The sequence below is a fragment of the Pseudomonas sp. NFACC45 genome (genome assembly GCF_900113505.1).
Classification (GTDB): domain Bacteria; phylum Pseudomonadota; class Gammaproteobacteria; order Pseudomonadales; family Pseudomonadaceae; genus Aquipseudomonas; species Aquipseudomonas tehranensis.
Map to the genome: position 1 here is coordinate 406409 of NZ_FOPO01000002.1, position 16454 is coordinate 422862.

The window sequence follows — 16454 nt, forward strand, 5'->3', positions numbered from 1 at the left end:
GAGTCTGAGAGGCCGCTATCGCGAGCAAGCTCGCTCCCACCGGGGCAATGCGACCTCTATGTGGGAGCAAGGCTTGCCCGCGATAGCGTCAACCCAGCCAACCCACATGCCGGATCAGCCAGGATCGTTGAGGATCAGGCTGCGATAATGTCCCGGATTGGACCCGGACCACTTGCGAAACGCCTTGTAAAAAGAACTGGCATCGGCAAACCCCAGGCGCGCGGCGATTTCCACGAAGCTGATGGAAGGTTCGGCTAGCCAGTTGATGGCCAACTCCTTGCGCACACTGTCCTTGAGCCCTTGATACGTCTGGCCCTCCTCCGCCAAGCGGCGGCGCAGGGTCGAGGCCGAAACACACAATTGCTGGGCCAGAGCCTCGGTCTCCGGCCACTGCTCGGGCGGTAACTGGCGCAGGTCGTGCCGGATGCGGCTGGCAAGGCTTTGCGGGTCGCGATACTTGACCAGGATGTTGGCCGGTGCCTGGGCCAGAAAGCGGTTGAGTTCCTCGGTGCTGCGTCGGATGGGCAGGTCCAGGCATTCGGCGGAGAAGATCATCCGGGTGCGGGGCCGGTCAAAGCGCAGGTTCCGCGAGAACATCACACGATAGTCGTCGCAGAAATCCGGTTCCGGGCAACGCAACTCAATGGAAAGAATCGGTATACGCCGCCCGGCCAGCCAACAGGCCACGCCATGAACAATCATCCAGTAGGTGAAATAGGTGAAGGCCCGGCGCGGGTCCTGATCGTCCTCCAGCAGGACGATCTCCGCCAGGCTCTGCTGGCGGCTCCACTGGGCCGGCAACTGTTCGAACATCAGCGAGAGGAACCCAAGCCCCACGGTCAACCCGCCCGCCAACGTCGGCTGGGCCATGGCGCATTGGCAAAGAAAGGCCAGGCTGCCCGACTTGAGTTTGCGCCCATCCATGCCGAAAAACTCGTCATCCAGGCGCCTGGCCAGCAAACGCCAGAGCCGCGCATAGGCGTGGGCCGGGACCCTCGCCTGGGGGTTGTCGAGCAATCCTGGATCGATACCGACCTTGCTCAGCACTTCATCGGTGGCCGGCCCAGGGGCGCAGCTTTGCAGCAGCGCCTCACGCACCAACTGGATGGAGATGGTGTCTTTTTCCGACATGGCACGGGCTTTCACAGGATCCGGTAAAGCAGCCGCTCTATCCGCACCCGGCTGACCCGTTTCAGAAACCTGGCGACTGCGGCGGGATAGTCCGGCAGGGTTTCCAGGTCCAGATATCGATCGATGCGCCGGGTGTGCTGGTAAATCTGCTCAAGCTCGGCCTGGCGTGGCCCCAGTAGCTCGCCCTTGGGGTCATCCAGCAACAACGCGTTTTCCAGGTCCAGGCGAAACGCTCGCGGGTTGAGGTTATTGCCGGTCAACAACGTGTAGCGCTCGTCGATCCACATGCCCTTGAGGTGATAGGTGTTGTCGCCGTCACGCCACAGGTGCAGGTTCAACTGGCCGCTGTCGATGTAGCGCTGATGCCGCTTGGCGAAGCGTCGCAGGCTGATTTCGTAGAGATAGGGCAGCGCGGCGATGATCTTGAACGGCTCACTGGGCGGCATGTAGAAGTCATTGGCGGTTTTGTCGCCGACGATAATGTCGATCTTGACCCCGCGAGCCAGCGCGCGATTGATCTCCCGGGTCACCCCCAGGGGCAGGTTGAAGTACGGCGTGCAGATGGTCAGTTGCCGGCGGCTGCTGGCAATCAATTCACCGATCACCCGGCTCAACGGATTGTTCTTGCCCACGCCCAGCAACGGGCTCACCGACAGGCCGCTCCTGTCGAGGCTGCCGGCCTGCGTGTCATACGCTGCGTACTTGAGCCGGCTGCGCAGATCGCCGATGTCCTTGCGCAGGCTGCGGGTGCTGGGCAGGTTCGGCAAATCCAGACGATGCACAGCGCTGGAAGCAATCAAACCATGCTGTATCAGGTGCTGCATCGAATCGGCCAGCGCCTCATTTCGCAACAGGTGGTAGCGGTCGTAGCGGTACTTGTCGAACTTGTGCAGGTAGACGTTATTGAGGCTGGCGCCGCTGTAAAGCACACAGTCGTCGATCACGAAACCCTTGAGGTGCAGCACACCGAACAACTCGCGGGTCTGCACCGGCACACCGTAGATCGGCACTTCGCTGGCGTGAGTGCGGGTCTGCTCCTGATACCACGCCGAATTGCCCGGCTGCTTCTTGGCACCAATCAGCCCGCGCTGGGCCCGCAGCCAGTCCACCACCACGACCACGTCCAGTTCCGGACGCTTGGCCTTGGCGGCGTGCAAGGCATCGAGGATTTCCTGCCCGGCCTCGTCCTCTTGCAGGTACAGGGCGACGATGTAGATGCGCTGGGTGGCCTGGGCGATTTTCTCCAGCAGGCAACGGCGGAACTGGGCTGCGCCATCGAGGATGGTCACGGCATCGGCGGTCAGTGCAAAGCTGCGTAGCTTAGGCAGCAAGGGGCGTTTGAAAAGCGACGGCATAGGGCTCGCAAAAGGTCGAATCCGAAGAATGGTTGAGCTTACACCATCGATGGGTTCGGGTCTTCAGGGCGTCATGAAAAAACAATTTGACCAAGGAGAACGATCGTTCTACTGTTGGCGCCATGAATGAAATCAATAGCAATGAGACCCGAGACATTATTCTCGATGTCGCCGAAAAGTTGATCTATAAAAGTGGCATCGCGGCCACCGGCATGGATCTGCTGGTGAAAACCGCCGGCGTCTCCAGAAAAAGTATCTATCGCTACTTTACCAATAAGGACGATCTGATCGTGGCCGCCCTCCAGCGGCGTGACGAGCGCTGGATGCACTGGTTCAGCAGTGAGGTCGACAAGGCCCCTACTCCGCGCGCCCGGCTGCTCAACCTGTTTACCGTGCTCAAAGCCTGGTTCGACAGCGAAGGCTTCCGCGGCTGTGCATTCATCAACACCAGTGGCGAAACCGGCGACCCACAGAACCCGGTCCGCCAGGTCGCCAAATTGCATAAACAGAAGTTGCTCGATTATGTAACCCGGCTGTGCACAGAACAAGGCGTCGAGCGCCCGGACGCCTTGGCCCGACAGTTACTGATCCTGATCGATGGCGCCATTACCGTCGCACTGGTCATGGGCGATCACAGCGCCGCCGACCAGGCCCAAAACATACTCAAGTCTTTATTGGCCGACACTGAATAACCTGTTTCCTGTAAACCGCTGTGCCACTTGCTCAATCACTCACTGGAGATCTGCCATGTCATCCACTGCTGAAGTTCGTCCGCCGCTGCCGCCGTTCACCCGTGAATCGGCCATTGAAAAAGTCCGCCTGGCCGAAGACGGCTGGAACTCCCGCGACCCGCAACGGGTGTCCCTGGCCTATACGCTGGACACTCAATGGCGCAACCGTGCCGAATTCGCCCATAGCCGCGAAGAGGCCAAGGCATTTTTGACCCGCAAATGGGCCAAGGAACTGGACTACCGGCTGATCAAGGAACTGTGGGCCTTCACCGGCAACCGTATCGCCGTGCGCTACGCCTACGAATGGCACGACGATTCGGGCAACTGGTTCCGTTCCTACGGCAATGAAAACTGGGAGTTTGACGAGCAAGGGTTGATGTCCAACCGCTACGCCTGCATCAACGACATGCCGATCCAGGAAAGCGAACGCAAATTCCATTGGCCGCTGGGGCGCCGGCCGGATGATCATCCGGGGCTGTCTGACCTGGGGCTGTAAGCCCACAGCATTTGTATAGGCAACAGAAACCTTGTGGGAGCGGGCTTGCTCGCGAAGACGGTTGCTCATCCAGCATTACTACCCGCTGAAGCACCGCTTTCGCGAGCAAGCCCGCTCCTACATGGGTGCTGCGGGGCTCGGCCCAGCGCCCGCTCGCAACGGCGCTAGACAAGCGGCCACTCACTAGGGTTGACCGGCATGCCGTCAAGCATCACATTGCCTGGACCGCCGAGACATTCAGGGGCGGTTCGATTGTTGCTGACCTGTGGAGCCCATGACTGCGTCGATTCCAATCCGTCCCCCCTGCCCGCCTGGTGTCTGTGACTGCGGGCGTGATGTGTTGCTGCAAACCCCGGGCAGTGACCTGCGCATCCTTTGCTTTAACCGCCAGGAAGAAAAACGCCTGCTCGAACGGCTGGAAAATATCCAGAGCCTGGACGAACTCCAACGGTTGCAGCAGCGTATGTACGAGAACCTCGGAATCCGCCTGACCGTCGAACCGGGCTACAACGAAGTGCGCACCATGCGCGGCATCGCCATCGAGTTCCAGGCACAGCCCGGCCTGTGCCGCAAGATTCGCCAGTCGATCCCCACCGCCATTCGACGCGGGTTGGAAAAACGTCCCGAAATCGCCTGGCGACTGCTTGATGCCCACGACCTGTTCCGTGACGCCTGAAAAACAGCTTCATCCCTGAAGCTGCACACCGGCCTAGAAGTCCACGGTGGCCGAAAGCAGGTAAGTGCGCGGCGTTGCCAGCGTCAAGCCTGCCTCACTGTCATCCGAGGCGCCGGCGGAACTCCAGTAGCGCTTGTCCGCGACGTTCTCGACATTGGCACGCAGGGTGATGTTCTTCTGGTCCACCTTGAACGCGTAGCGCGCGCCCACATCCAAACGCTCCCAGGAATCGATTTCCTTGGTGTTGGACTGGTCCAGGTACTGGGCGCTGGAGTGGATGGCGCGGCTGGTCAGGGTCAGGCCCTGCACGGTCGGCACATCCCACTCGGCGCCCAGGTTGAGGTTGTATTTGGGCGTGGCCGGCGCCCGATTGCCATCGAAGGTGCCATTGGTGGTGTCGGTCAACTCGCTGTCGATGTACATGACCCCGCCGAGCAAACGCAACCCCTTGAGCGGCTCACCAAACATGTTCAACTCAACCCCGGTGTTCTCACGTTTGCCGTTCGGACCGAAAACACGGGTCGTGGCGTCGGTCGCATAGGCAGGCTGCTTGATCCGGAAAACGGCGGCGGTGACGGCGAGCGCACCCGCGTCATATTTGGCACCGACCTCGACCTGACGACTGATGAACGGCGGGAATATTTCGTCCTCGTTGACCGAGGTCGATGGCGCGATCTTGCCCTGGCTCAAACCTTCCATGTAGTTGGCATACAGCGACAGCTTATCGGTGGCCTTGAACAGGATCCCGCCCGACGGCGACATCTTTTCCTCGTCGTACGCGGTGGCGCCTTTGACGTTATCCGTCCAGTCGTCAACCTTGATCCGCTGCCAGCGGGTGCCCAGGGTCAATAGCAGCCGATCATCGAAGAAACCCAGGGTGTCGGACAATGCTACGCCGGTGGAGCGGTTTTCGGTATAGACCTTGTTGTCCTGTCGCGTGGGGTCTCCCGGCGTCGGCGTTTGCACCGGGTCATACAGGTTGCTCGGAGACGAAGCATAACGCGCGCCGCCATTGGTGAAGTCCATGTAGAAATAGCTGGCGGCCAGGTTGATCTCATGGCTCACCGGGCCGGTATGAAACCAGTTGCGTACCCCGGCCGTGGCCGTGCGGACATTTTCATCCCGGGTAAAGTCGCGGGGTTGAACGCTGAAATCGCCCGCGTCGTTGCTGACCGAAACGTTATGGCGCAGGAAGTCATGATCACTTTTGCGCGCCCCTGCGCCGCCGTACAGCATCACCGAATCGTTGACATCGTATTCGGCATTGACTGTACCGAAAGTGTCCTGTGTACGTGCCTTGCTCCAGCGCTGAGCGTAGTTGCGGCGCACATCGCTGGCATGCGGGACCTGTGCGTTGGCACCGACCAGTACGCGCTCCTGCGGCGCGTCGGTATCGCGCTCGGTGCGCCCGATGTCCGTCGAGAGGCGCAAACGCTCGCCACGAAAATCCAGGCCCAGCACGGCCATGTCGCGGTCGACACTCTGGTGATCCCATTCGGTGTCGCCGGACTGCTTCACGCCGTTGAAACGAACGCCGAACTTGTTGTCTTCACCAAAACGCCGGGCGACATCCACGGCACCGCCGAGCTGGTTGTTGGAGGCGTAGCTGCCCGTGAACGAAGTGATGGGCTTGTCGGTGGCCCGCTTGGGCACCACATTGATCCCGCCCCCCACGCTGCCACGTGGCGAGACGCCGTTGATGAGCTGGGTCGGGCCCTTGATGATGTCGACGCGGTCGGCCATCTCCATGTCGATCGAATAGGTCGGCAGGATACCGTAGAGGCCGTTGTAGGCGACGTCACTGTTGAACAGACTGAAACCACGAATGGTGAACTGCTCGAAACGCCCGCCCGCCGGATTGGTGGCGCGAACCGAAGGGTCGCTGGCGATCAGGTCGCCCAGGGTACGAGCCTGCTGGTTCTTGACCACTTCGCTGGTATAGGTGGTCATGCTGAACGGGGTTTCCATGAAATCCCGCGACCCGAGCAAGCCTTGCGAGCCGCGGCGCGCCACCTGGCCCCCGGCATAGGGTTCGCCCTGCGCCAGGCTCGTGGCCCCCTTGATCGAGGTGGGAGCCAGTTGCAAGCTGCTGCCTTCCGGGGCCGGAGTCAGGATGTAAGCCTGCTCGCCCACTGGCTGCAGTTGCAGACCCGAGCCCTGCAACAGTCGGGCAAAGCCCTCCTCCACGGCATACTCACCCGACAGACCGGCGCTGTTACGCCCGTTCACCAGGGCCGGGTCGACCGACAGGTTGACACCCGCCAGGCCGGCGAACCGGGTCAGCGCGGCGCTGAGGCTGCCGGCCGGCACCTGATAGCTGCGTCGAGCAGCTTCTTCGGCCTGGCTGGAGGACATGAACAATGGACTGGCGCTCAGGCTTAGCACGAGGCTCAGGTTCAACAGCGCACGCCGGTCGGCAAAGGCCGGGCGAAAACGCAAAGGTACGACTGCGGACATTGGGGGGAGCTCTCATTTTTGTTCAGTTGCCTTGAATGACAAGCGAGACAAAAAAAGGGGACAGGCGTCAGACAGTATTTTTGCGAAGCGTCAATGTGACCCAGTATCGGGTGCGCATTTGCACGTGCACCGGCAGGCTGGCCGAGAGCAACGCGAGGATGCGATCGGTGTTTTCCAGACGGAAGCTGCCGGTCACCCGCAGCGACTCCAGGGCGGGGTCCCAACGCAATAAACCTGAGCGATAACGGCCCAGTTCACGGAGAAAATCCCCCAGCGGCTGGTTCTGCGCCACAAGCACACCGTCACGCCAACCCAACTGCGCTACGTCGAACGCCCCCACAGGTCCTGCGCCCGAGGCCAAGAGGTTGACCTGCTCGCCTTCCTTGAGCGTCAGCATTGGCCCGCGCAGCGGTTGCAGTTGCACCGAACCACTGAGGACCGACACCCGGCAACTGCGCTCACTCAGACGTACGCAGACCTCGCTACGGCTGACGGAGATCAGGCCGAACGGTGCCTGAATGGCCAATGGCGCAGCCCCCGGGACGTTGAGGGCCATCTCCCCTTGCACCAGCACCAGGCGTCGAGCCTTGAGGTCCAGGTCCAGGGCGCTGTCGGTGTTCAACTGCAAGGCGCTGCCGTCGGCCAGCGACCAGCGCCGCTGTTCGCCCGTGGCTGTGTGCAGGTCGGCGCGCCAGACCTCCAGCGGCAGCTCTCGCCCCAGCCACCAGGCCGTGGGCACCAAGGCGGCAACACCGAGCGCGCGCTTGAGCACCGCCCGACGGGGCAATGCCGGGCGATCCAGGGTCGCCATGCCCAACGATGGCGGCACCCCGGCGAAACGCTGGCGCAATCGCTGGGCTTTTTGCCAGGCCGCCTCGTGCTGGGCGCTGCTGTCGCGCCAGCGTTGCAGCGCGGCGCAATCGAAGTCATCCCCGCCAGACTCCATCATGGCCAGCCAGCGAGCCGCCGCCCGAGCGACTTCACGAGCTTCAAGCGAAGGGGCCTGGCGCATCAAAAGTCCATCAACAGGCAATGCTCATAAGCCTGGGCCATGTAGCGCTTGATGGTGCGCTCCGACACCTGCATGCGCTCGGCGATCTCTCGGTAGCCCAGGCCTTCGAGCTGGCTCCACAAAAAAGCCCGCCGCACCAGAGCCGGCAGGCCATCGAGCAATTCATCCAGGGCTTGCAACGTTTCCAGCAGCAACCAACGCTGCTCCGGTGAGGGTGCGCACGCTTCGGGCAAGCTCGCCAAGGCGTCGAGGTAGGCCTGCTCCAGATTGCGGCGAGCGTAAAAATTGCTCAGCAGACGCTTGCCGACTGTCAACAGATAAGCGCGTGGTTCGTGCAGATCGGCCAATGGCTGAGCGCTGGACAGTACGCGCAGGAACGTATCCTGGCGCAGATCCGCAGCATCCCAGGCGTTGCCCATGCGTCGTCTCAACCAGCCTTCCAGCCAGCCACCGTGGTCTCGGTACAGCGCGTGCAAGGAACGCTCCGTTGGCGTAGCTGCATCAGACATGTCAAGAAGCCTTGTGCAAGAGATCGATTAAATGAGAGTGATTCTAATTAATGTTCCCGCACGAATCCAATTTCTTTATCGACCGCTCTGTTAAATGCACGCTGGCCTATCAATGTTTGCCCGCCCCGCCAAACGGGTGCCCACCTGCGGGCACCCGTTGTCAGTCAGGCCTGGGAAGCGTCTTGCGCAAGGTTTTCGTAGAGAGGCAAGCCATAAAGCAACACGTCGGCACGTTCCTCGCCAAAGCGCGCGATGTTGGGCAGCCGAGCCCAAAGCTTCGCGCCAATGGACTGCACGATGTGCTGGCTCGGCACGTTGGCCGCCATGATCCACGCCACCAGCGTTTCCAGACCGAACTGGCGACCGAGCACGACGGTGGCATGGCCCAATCGCACACCGATGCCGCTACCATGGCGATCGGCACGCACGTAGATCGCTGTTTCGCCGGTGTTGCGGCACGCCTGGGTGCCCCAACTGAAGCGGTTGATCGACAACCAGCCAACCACTTGTCCGCCGCGCTCAAGGACATACACCGGCAAGCCGTCGCGTTTGTACAGGTTGATGTAGAACGTGACCTCTTCAAGCGTCATGGGCCGTGTCACGGGCGAATTGGCACCGGTGCCGGCCGTTTCGTTGAAGATGTCCATCATCGCCGGCAGGTCGCTGTCCAGCGACTCCCGGACGCCGCGGGGCAAGGTTTCGGGAAATGACTTGGCAATGAACCCGTTCATGCGCTGGCTCCCCCGGCGTAGACGCTCTGTTTCAATTGCCCGCGGGCCCTGGCCAGGCGTGACCGTACCGTACCGATCGGCACCCCCAGGTGCAACGCCGCGTCCTGGTAGCTGACGTCGGTATCGACCACCAGATCGATCACTGCCTTCATATCCACAGACAGCGCGTCCATCGCTTGCAGAGTGCGGCTCAACAGGCGCTGATGATCACTGACACTGCAAGGATCGTGATCATGCTCCAGGCTGTCGAGGCCCGACTCCTCCAGCACCGAGCACTGCGGCTGGCTGTAGAGCGTCTTGAAATGATTGCGGATCAGGTTGGTCGCGATACCAAACAACCACGTTTCCGGCTTGGACGCGCCGAGGAACTTGTGGCGATTGCGCCAGGCTTCCAGGTAGGTCATTTGCATCAAGTCATCGACGTCGGCCTGGTTGAACACACGTTTGTTAATGAACCCCCGCAGCTTTTTCTCGCTGCTGCGTGCCAGTCCGCTCAGGTCCAGGTCAATAGCGCCAATCACTTTGGCTTCCTGTTGAACAGTGCTCAGTTCCATGCTTGATCCCTCGTTATTCAGGCTATGCCAACAATGGCGAGGGACACAGAGAGCAGCGAACGTACCAACCTGCTTACATTGACTCCTCATTGATTTATAAGGATTTATTTTTGGAACCAAGGCTTTTTTTGCCATTTGTTGCACATTCGACAAAATGCCCGTGCCAGTTCTGGCACCGGTTTTCGAACCTTGCATGAGCGAGGGAACCACGCGCCGTCAATCACCACTCAGTGGCACCCAACCGCCGTGGAAATCGCGCCTTCATGAAGATCAACAGTTACAACGATGTGATTGCGCTGGACGTCCTCCCCCGCCCGTTGGCAGGCCCTCCCATGCCCTCGGCGGTGCCCGCCAATCCGCTGCTCGACGGCATGGAAGAAGTGGCGCTCAAGTTCAGTGAAAGCGTGGAGCGACACAGCAAAAGCCTGGACGAGCGCAGCATCGCGCAGCCAAACCAGGGCCAACGCATTGAACGAATCGAGAAACTGGCCGAGCTGTATCGCCTGCTCGATCGCAACGATCAGCCAAGCCTTGATCAGCAATCCCGGCGCATGCAGATCCAACTGCAGCAGCAACCTTCGATGGACGCCGTGCTGAGCCTGGGGGACAACGACCCGGCCCGCACCGACATCCTGTTGCAGCAGGCTTTGCGTCTATCGATGAAAGAAGGCGACGAAACCACCGTCAGCCAGGCCCGCAGCCTGATCGAAGAACTGCGCCAGTTGCACGGCGACAAGATCCGCGCGGGTTTCAACACCGCCAGCGCCATCGCCCTGTTCAGTCGCGATCCGGAACAGCGTGCAAGCATGCGTCAGCTCTACTACAAGGCCATTGTCGGCCAACAATCGCTGGCCAGCCTGCTCGAAGCATTACTGGAGCGCTTCAGTGACGAGCAATTCGTCCGTGGGCTGCGCACCTTGCAGCGCGCCCTGGCCGACGACCTTGCCGCCCTCGCCCCGTCATTGCCCGGCGCGGTGCTGGGTACGATGTTGCGTGGGCTGGGCTCCTGCGGTCAGTTGAGCAATCTGCTGTACACCTGCGACGCCTTGCTCAAACGCCTAGCGTTGAAACACTCGGGCACCCAACTGACGTCACTGGCGATGGGCAAACGCGTCTTGCGCTTCTGCGGCAACGGTTTTTTTGCTCGTGACCTGACGCTACTCACCGAAGAAGCGGTCGGCTCGACACGCGCGCTGCACCCGTTATTCCTCAATGGTTTGTACCCGTTGCTGCAAGGCTTGCCACTGGTGTTGTGGAAAGACCTTAAAACCCGGCAGAACGGCCTGCGCCTGTTGCACAACCTCATGGACGAACTGGCTCGCCAGGAGCGCCAAGCCCTGGGCTTCGATAAGCCGGGATTGAAGCAAGGACACCTGACGCGATGAACCGCCTGATTCACCTGCTCAACAAGCTGGCCCTGGCCGTCATGGGCCGTACTGAAATTGTCGGTGCGGTGATGGTCATGGCGATCGTGTTCATGATGATCCTGCCGCTGCCCACCGCCCTGCTCGATGTGCTGATTGCCCTGAACATCTGTATCTCTTCGCTGCTGATCGTCCTGGCGATGTATTTGCCCCGACCACTGGCGTTTTCGACGTTTCCGGCGGTGCTGCTGTTAACCACGATGTTCCGCCTGGCGCTGTCCATCGCCACCACGCGGCTGATCCTGATCCAGCAGGACGCCGGGCATATCGTCGAGGCCTTTGGCAGTTTCGTGGTGGGGGGCAACCTGGCGGTCGGCCTGGTGATCTTTCTGATCCTCACCGTCGTCAATTTCCTGGTCATCACCAAGGGTTCCGAGCGCGTGGCCGAAGTGGCTGCGCGCTTCACCCTCGACGCGATGCCGGGCAAGCAGATGTCGATCGACAGCGATTTGCGGGCCAACCTGATTACCGTGCGCGAAGCCCGGCAACGGCGCGAGCAGCTCTCCAAGGAAAGCCAGTTGTTTGGCGCGATGGACGGGGCGATGAAGTTCGTCAAGGGCGATGCCATTGCCGGACTGGTGATCGTGTTCATCAACCTGATCGGCGGGTTTTCCATCGGTGTGCTGCAAAACGGCATGGAGGCCGCCGACGCCATGCACCTGTATTCGGTGCTGACCATCGGCGACGGTCTGATCGCACAGATCCCGGCGCTGCTGATCTCCCTCACCGCCGGCATGATCATCACCCGCGTGGCACCCGACAGCAGCGCGCCGGATGCCAATATCGGCAACGAAATAGCCCAACAGCTCACCAGCCAGCCCAAGGCCTGGGTGTTTTCCTCCCTTGGCATGCTCGGCTTTGCGGCGATTCCCGGCATGCCGGGGCCGGTATTTGTCACCATTAGCCTTATCTGCCTGTTCAGCGGGTTGATGCAACTGTGGCGCGTGCGTCAGAAGCAGCTACTGCAAGACAACGCCGCCGGTGCGAGCAAGGGCGCACCCGAACTCAACGGGCGCGAAGACATCCGCCGGTTCAACCCATCGCGGGCCTACCTGCTGCAATTTCACCCCAGTCACCAGGGCACGCCGGAGCTTGAAGCGCTATTGCATGGCATCCGCCAGCGACGTAACACCCTGGTGCATCAGTTCGGCCTGACGCTGCCCTCCTTCGACCTGGAGTTCAACGAACACCTGCAAATCGATGAGTTCTGTTTCTGCGTCTACGAGGTTCCGCTGGTACGCGCCACCTTCAGCAGCACCCTCCAGGCCGTGGATGCGCAACAGGCCGGCGAGCTGCATGACGGCATCGCGGGGCGCCCTGACCGGGAGGAAAACCGCTGGGTCTGGTTTGAAACCGGTCACTCAATGCTGCGCATGAACACGGTGGAAGCCATCAGCGCCCAGGAGCTGATCCTCGAACGCATGGAGCGCGCTTTCCAGGCAACCGGACCGCAATTCATCGGGCTGCAAGAGAGCAAGGCCATTCTGGGCTGGCTGGAAAGCGAACAGCCGGAACTGGCCCAGGAGCTGCAGCGCACCCTGCCACTGGCGCGGTTTGCCGCGGTGCTGCAACGGTTGTCGGCCGAACTCGTCTCGCTGCGCTCGGTGAGGCCCATTGCCGAAACCCTGATCGAGCAGGGTCAGCATGAACGGGACTTGAACGCCCTGACCGATTACGTGCGCATCGCACTCAAGGCACAAATCTGCCATCAGCACGCCGAACAAGGTGCGCTCAACGCCTGGCTGGTCACCCCGGAAACCGAAGTGTTGCTACGCGATGCCTTGCGCCAGACCCAGAACGAAGCCTACTTCGCCCTGGAACCTGCGACCGGCAACGCGCTGCTGGAACAACTGCGCCTCGCCTTCCCCCTGCGGGCCAGGCCAAAACCGGTGCTGCTGGTGGCACAAGACCTGCGCAGCCCGCTGCACGGCCTGCTCAATGACGAATTCAACCATGTCCCGGTGCTCTCGTTCGCCGAACTGCTGTCCACGGTGCACGTGCAGGTGTTGGGACGAATCGAGCTGGATGATGCCTACGCCGTACTGGCCTGACGGAGCGCTGCCATGAACACCCAAATGATGTACGAACTGCGCGTCTTGACCGGATTGCACCGGGGAGCGGCATTGCCGCTGGCGGGCGAAGAATGGAGCATCGGCTCCTCCAGTGGTGCCGATCTGGCGCTGTACGATCCCGGCATCAAGGACCGTCATTGCCTGCTGCGGCTGGTGGACGAAACCTGGTCCCTGGCGCGCCATGAAGGCGCGGTGATGGACAGCGAAGGTCATCGGGTCGACGCCATCGATGGTCTTGAGCCGGGCACACCGTTTGCTCTCAACGGCGTGTGGTTGTCAGTGGTCAGCGCCAACACCGAGTGGCCGGAAGACGCACCCGAGCCGGACAGCCCGGGGCCCGACGAACGCCTAGCGCCGCCCTTACCCGCCCTGAGCGCAGAACGCGACACGCCAAGCCCTCCGGCAACAACGCGCACACCCCGTGGCTGGCTCGGGCCGATGCTGTTGGTCAGTGCATTCGCGGTGTTCCTGGGGACATTGCTCTGGGTCTTCAACCATCAGGCGCCGCTGCCGATCAAACCGTCCCCTCCAGCCAAAACGACGCTCACATCCACCGCCCAAGTCAAAGACGTCTTGCAACGCATGCTCAAGGAGCGCGAGTTACAGACGCGCATCCGTGTGGTGGAGGAAAACGGCAAACTGATGCTCCACGGCCGTTTCGATGAAGACGACCTGCTGCAGTTGACCGCGCGCATGTTGCTGCACTTCGAGCGCCAGTACCGCAGTCCGATCCCGGTCGCCAGCGCCCTGCCCGAGGCCAGCCCGATCCTGCCCTTCGAGATCGTGCAGATCAGCAATGCGCGTCTGCCGAACGTACTGACCAGCGATGGGAGACGACTGTTTCTGGGCGATGAGGTCGACGGCGTGCGCCTGGTGGACATCAATGACCATCAGGTGGTGTTCGAAGGCGACCGCCGCATTGAGTTGAGCTGGTGATGCAGGCGGCCCTGGATCGCCTCGAACGCTGGCAGCAGGCCCATCGACAGCGCCTCGAACACGGCGCTGCGGTGCAGGTCAGCGGGCGTATCTCGGGCGTGAGCGGCATTCTGTTGCACTGCCGTATGCCCAATGCGCGAATCGGCGATCTGTGTGAGATCCAGCGCGCCGACGGCAGCCAGGTCATGGCGGAGATTGTCGGTTTCGATCGGCAACAGACGCTGCTGGCGGCCCTCGGCCCGCTGGACGGCATCGCCATTGGCGCACCGGTTACGCCGCTGTTTCAACCCCACAGCCTGTTGGTGGGAGAGCATTTGCTGGGGACGGTGCTGGACGGATTCGGACGCTCGTTGAGCGGTGACGGCCCGCAGGCCTTCGCTCCGGCCGGTGCACAGGGGGCGCTACCCGTGATCCGCGACGCCCCGGCCGCCACCGAACGGCCGCGCATCGAAGCCCCCTTGCCCACGGGGCTGCGGGCCATCGACGGTTTGCTGACCCTTGGCGAGGGTCAGCGGGTAGGGATCTTTGCCGGAGCCGGTTGTGGCAAAACCACGTTGCTCGCGGAACTGGCGCGCAACACACCGTGCGAAGTCATCGTGTTCGGGTTGATTGGCGAACGCGGCCGCGAACTGCGGGAGTTTCTCGACCATGAACTCGATGAACAACTGCGCAGCCGCACCGTGCTGGTCTGTGCCACCTCCGACCGCAGCAGCATGGAACGCGCCCGTGCCGCCTTCACCGCCACGGCCATTGCCGAGGGCTTTCGCGCCCAAGGGCGCTCTACCCTGCTGATCATCGACTCGCTGACGCGCTTCGCCCGCGCCCAACGAGAAATCGGCCTGGCCAGCGGTGAGCCGGCCGGTCGCGGCGGCTTGCCACCTTCGGTGTACAGCCTGTTGCCACGCCTGGTTGAACGCGCCGGCCGCACTCATCAGGGGGTGATCACGGCGCTGTACTCAGTGCTGATCGAGCAGGACTCGATGAACGACCCGGTGGCCGATGAAGTGCGCTCGCTGCTCGACGGTCACATCGTACTCTCCCGGCGCCTGGCCGAGCGCGGGCACTACCCGGCCGTGGACATCCTCACCAGCCTCAGCCGCACGATGAGCAACGTGGTGGGAACCGAACAGCTGCACGGTGCCACACAGTTGCGTCGACTGATGGCCGCCTACCAGCAGGTCGAGATGCTGATCAAGTTGGGCGAATACCAGCCCGGCAACGATCCGCTGACCGATTGTGCGGTGAATACCCGGCCACGGATCGAGGCATTTTTGCAGCAGTCTTTGCGAGCGCCCGTATCGCTGGACGAAACCCTGAACCACCTTCTACAGGTCACCGCCGATGCCCCACTCTGATACCGACGGCCCGCTACCGGCCAATGATCCGTCACTCACTGACCTGCGGCCGACCCTGGACCTGCTCATGCCGATCCGCCGCCATCGCCTGAGCATGGCCGAGCAGGCCTGGCAACGTCACCGCAATGTGCTGGACGCCCTGGCTCAACGCCTGGAGAGCATGGGCCAGGAACTGCTGAAAATGCGCGAGCACCATCGCCAGTCTCGCCAAAGGGAGCGCGAACGCCACGCCAATCGGACCCTGGCCCTCAGTGAAATGAACGACTGGCTGGCTGACGAGCAGCGGGCGCTGTACCGCATTGAACACCATGAGGCACAACTCAAGGCGTTGCGTGAACAACACCGGCAACAGCAGCAATGGACCGACGACAGCCAGCAGCAAGTTCGTCGGCGCCAGCGGGACGTGGAAAAGCTCGATTATCTGAGCGAGCTGACGCAGGAGGCTTCATGAGCACCCATCGTCCTGCTCTCAAGCCCGCAGCGCGCCCCACGCCAGCGCAACCTCCACATACCCCCGCCCGCCCCCGGCCGGAGCCGGCGAACAACGCTGCGGTGCGCCACGAACGGTTTGGCGACATGCCCGGTGAAATCCGTTACGAGAGCGAGTGCTTCGAACAGTGGCTTGAACCCCTGAGCGATTTCATCCAGCCGACCGTGTGCGACTTCGGTCAAGGCGGCTTCAGCGATACTCATCCCAAGGATCCGGGCTCGTCAGCCTCTACCCAGACACCGTCAACGTCCAGCGCGGCGCTATGGGAGGCCGTGCTGAGTCACATTGAGGACTCGCTCAGCGAGGCCGGGCAACAGCCCATTGATGCGCTGATCGAACTGCCCAATCTGGGCGAGGTGACGGTGCGCGTCACGCCACGCCAGCAAGGCCTGGAGATTGTGTTGCAGTTCGTTCGCGAGGCGGCGTTCGTGCGCTGTCAGGAACAGCAACAGCGTAGCGCCCAATGGCTGAGTGATCGGCTGGGGCGATCGGTTCGGCTGCGCCTGCGTCGTGAGGCGCCCTGAA

The 16454-nt window shown here is 61.9% G+C and carries 16 protein-coding genes; 9 read left to right on the forward strand and 7 right to left on the reverse strand.

Annotated features, from left to right (window positions below):
* Window positions 1–114: 114 nt before the first annotated feature.
* Complete coding sequence (locus BM132_RS04685; RefSeq protein WP_092453910.1) at window positions 115–1131, reverse strand: AraC family transcriptional regulator; 1017 nt, start codon at window positions 1129–1131, stop codon at window positions 115–117.
* A gap of 11 nt (window positions 1132–1142) precedes the next feature.
* Complete coding sequence (gene pssA / locus BM132_RS04690; protein WP_092398369.1) at window positions 1143–2486, reverse strand: CDP-diacylglycerol--serine O-phosphatidyltransferase; 1344 nt, start codon at window positions 2484–2486, stop codon at window positions 1143–1145.
* A 122-nt stretch (window positions 2487–2608) separates the two neighbouring features.
* On the opposite strand from pssA, the gene BM132_RS04695 reads away from it, so the two are divergent.
* The 3 genes from BM132_RS04695 (at window position 2609) to BM132_RS04705 (ending at window position 4389) form a co-directional block, all read left to right on the forward strand.
* Window positions 2609–3178 (forward strand): TetR/AcrR family transcriptional regulator, encoded by a 570-nt coding sequence (locus BM132_RS04695; protein ID WP_092453635.1) that lies wholly within the window; start codon window positions 2609–2611, stop codon window positions 3176–3178.
* Window positions 3179–3233: 55 nt separating this feature from the next.
* Window positions 3234–3713, forward strand: a complete 480-nt coding sequence (locus BM132_RS04700) for a nuclear transport factor 2 family protein (RefSeq protein WP_092453637.1) — start codon at window positions 3234–3236, stop codon at window positions 3711–3713.
* Window positions 3714–3987: 274 nt separating this feature from the next.
* Window positions 3988–4389, forward strand: coding sequence for a hypothetical protein (locus BM132_RS04705; protein WP_092398375.1), 402 nt, complete (start codon window positions 3988–3990; stop codon window positions 4387–4389).
* Between the two features lie 33 nt (window positions 4390–4422).
* Here the strand turns inward: BM132_RS04705 and BM132_RS04710 are convergent, their stop codons facing one another.
* From BM132_RS04710 to BM132_RS04730, 5 genes are all read right to left on the reverse strand, one after another.
* Window positions 4423–6846 carry a TonB-dependent receptor gene (locus BM132_RS04710; protein ID WP_092453639.1) on the reverse strand — a complete coding sequence of 808 codons (2424 nt, stop codon included), beginning with the start codon at window positions 6844–6846 and terminating at the stop codon, window positions 4423–4425.
* Between the two features lie 67 nt (window positions 6847–6913).
* The gene (locus BM132_RS04715; RefSeq protein WP_092453641.1) at window positions 6914–7858 is read right to left on the reverse strand and encodes a FecR domain-containing protein; all 945 of its coding nucleotides are present in this window, start codon (window positions 7856–7858) and stop codon (window positions 6914–6916) included.
* Window positions 7858–8367, reverse strand: a complete 510-nt coding sequence (locus tag BM132_RS04720) for a sigma-70 family RNA polymerase sigma factor (RefSeq protein ID WP_092453643.1) — start codon at window positions 8365–8367, stop codon at window positions 7858–7860. The genes BM132_RS04715 and BM132_RS04720 overlap by 1 nt, the downstream gene beginning before the upstream one ends.
* 164 nt (window positions 8368–8531) lie before the next feature.
* Entirely contained in the window at window positions 8532–9098 is a 567-nt protein-coding gene (locus BM132_RS04725; protein WP_092453645.1) for a GNAT family N-acetyltransferase, read from the reverse strand.
* On the reverse strand, window positions 9095–9652 hold the full coding sequence (locus BM132_RS04730; protein WP_092453647.1) for an RNA polymerase sigma factor: 558 nt from the start codon (window positions 9650–9652) through the stop codon (window positions 9095–9097). Before BM132_RS04730 ends, BM132_RS04725 begins: the two co-directional genes overlap by 4 nt.
* Before the next feature lie 263 nt (window positions 9653–9915).
* Between BM132_RS04730 and sctW the strand changes: the two genes are divergently transcribed.
* From sctW to BM132_RS04760, 6 genes are read left to right on the forward strand one after another with little or no spacing between them, the layout of a single operon-like run.
* On the forward strand, window positions 9916–11037 hold the full coding sequence (gene sctW / locus BM132_RS04735) for a type III secretion system gatekeeper subunit SctW (RefSeq protein ID WP_092453649.1): 1122 nt from the start codon (window positions 9916–9918) through the stop codon (window positions 11035–11037).
* A complete protein-coding gene (sctV, locus tag BM132_RS04740) occupies window positions 11034–13127 on the forward strand; it encodes a type III secretion system export apparatus subunit SctV (protein ID WP_092453651.1) in 2094 nt (697 codons plus the stop codon). Before sctW ends, sctV begins: the two co-directional genes overlap by 4 nt.
* A gap of 12 nt (window positions 13128–13139) precedes the next feature.
* Window positions 13140–14084, forward strand: coding sequence for an FHA domain-containing protein (locus tag BM132_RS04745; RefSeq protein ID WP_256244131.1), 945 nt, complete (start codon window positions 13140–13142; stop codon window positions 14082–14084).
* Window positions 14084–15439 (forward strand): FliI/YscN family ATPase, encoded by a 1356-nt coding sequence (locus tag BM132_RS04750; protein WP_092453653.1) that lies wholly within the window; start codon window positions 14084–14086, stop codon window positions 15437–15439. The genes BM132_RS04745 and BM132_RS04750 overlap by 1 nt, the downstream gene beginning before the upstream one ends.
* On the forward strand, window positions 15426–15890 hold the full coding sequence (locus tag BM132_RS04755; protein ID WP_092453655.1) for a type III secretion protein: 465 nt from the start codon (window positions 15426–15428) through the stop codon (window positions 15888–15890). Before BM132_RS04750 ends, BM132_RS04755 begins: the two co-directional genes overlap by 14 nt.
* Window positions 15887–16453 (forward strand): type III secretion system HrpP C-terminal domain-containing protein, encoded by a 567-nt coding sequence (locus tag BM132_RS04760; RefSeq protein ID WP_092453657.1) that lies wholly within the window; start codon window positions 15887–15889, stop codon window positions 16451–16453. Before BM132_RS04755 ends, BM132_RS04760 begins: the two co-directional genes overlap by 4 nt.
* Window position 16454: the final 1 nt, after the last annotated feature.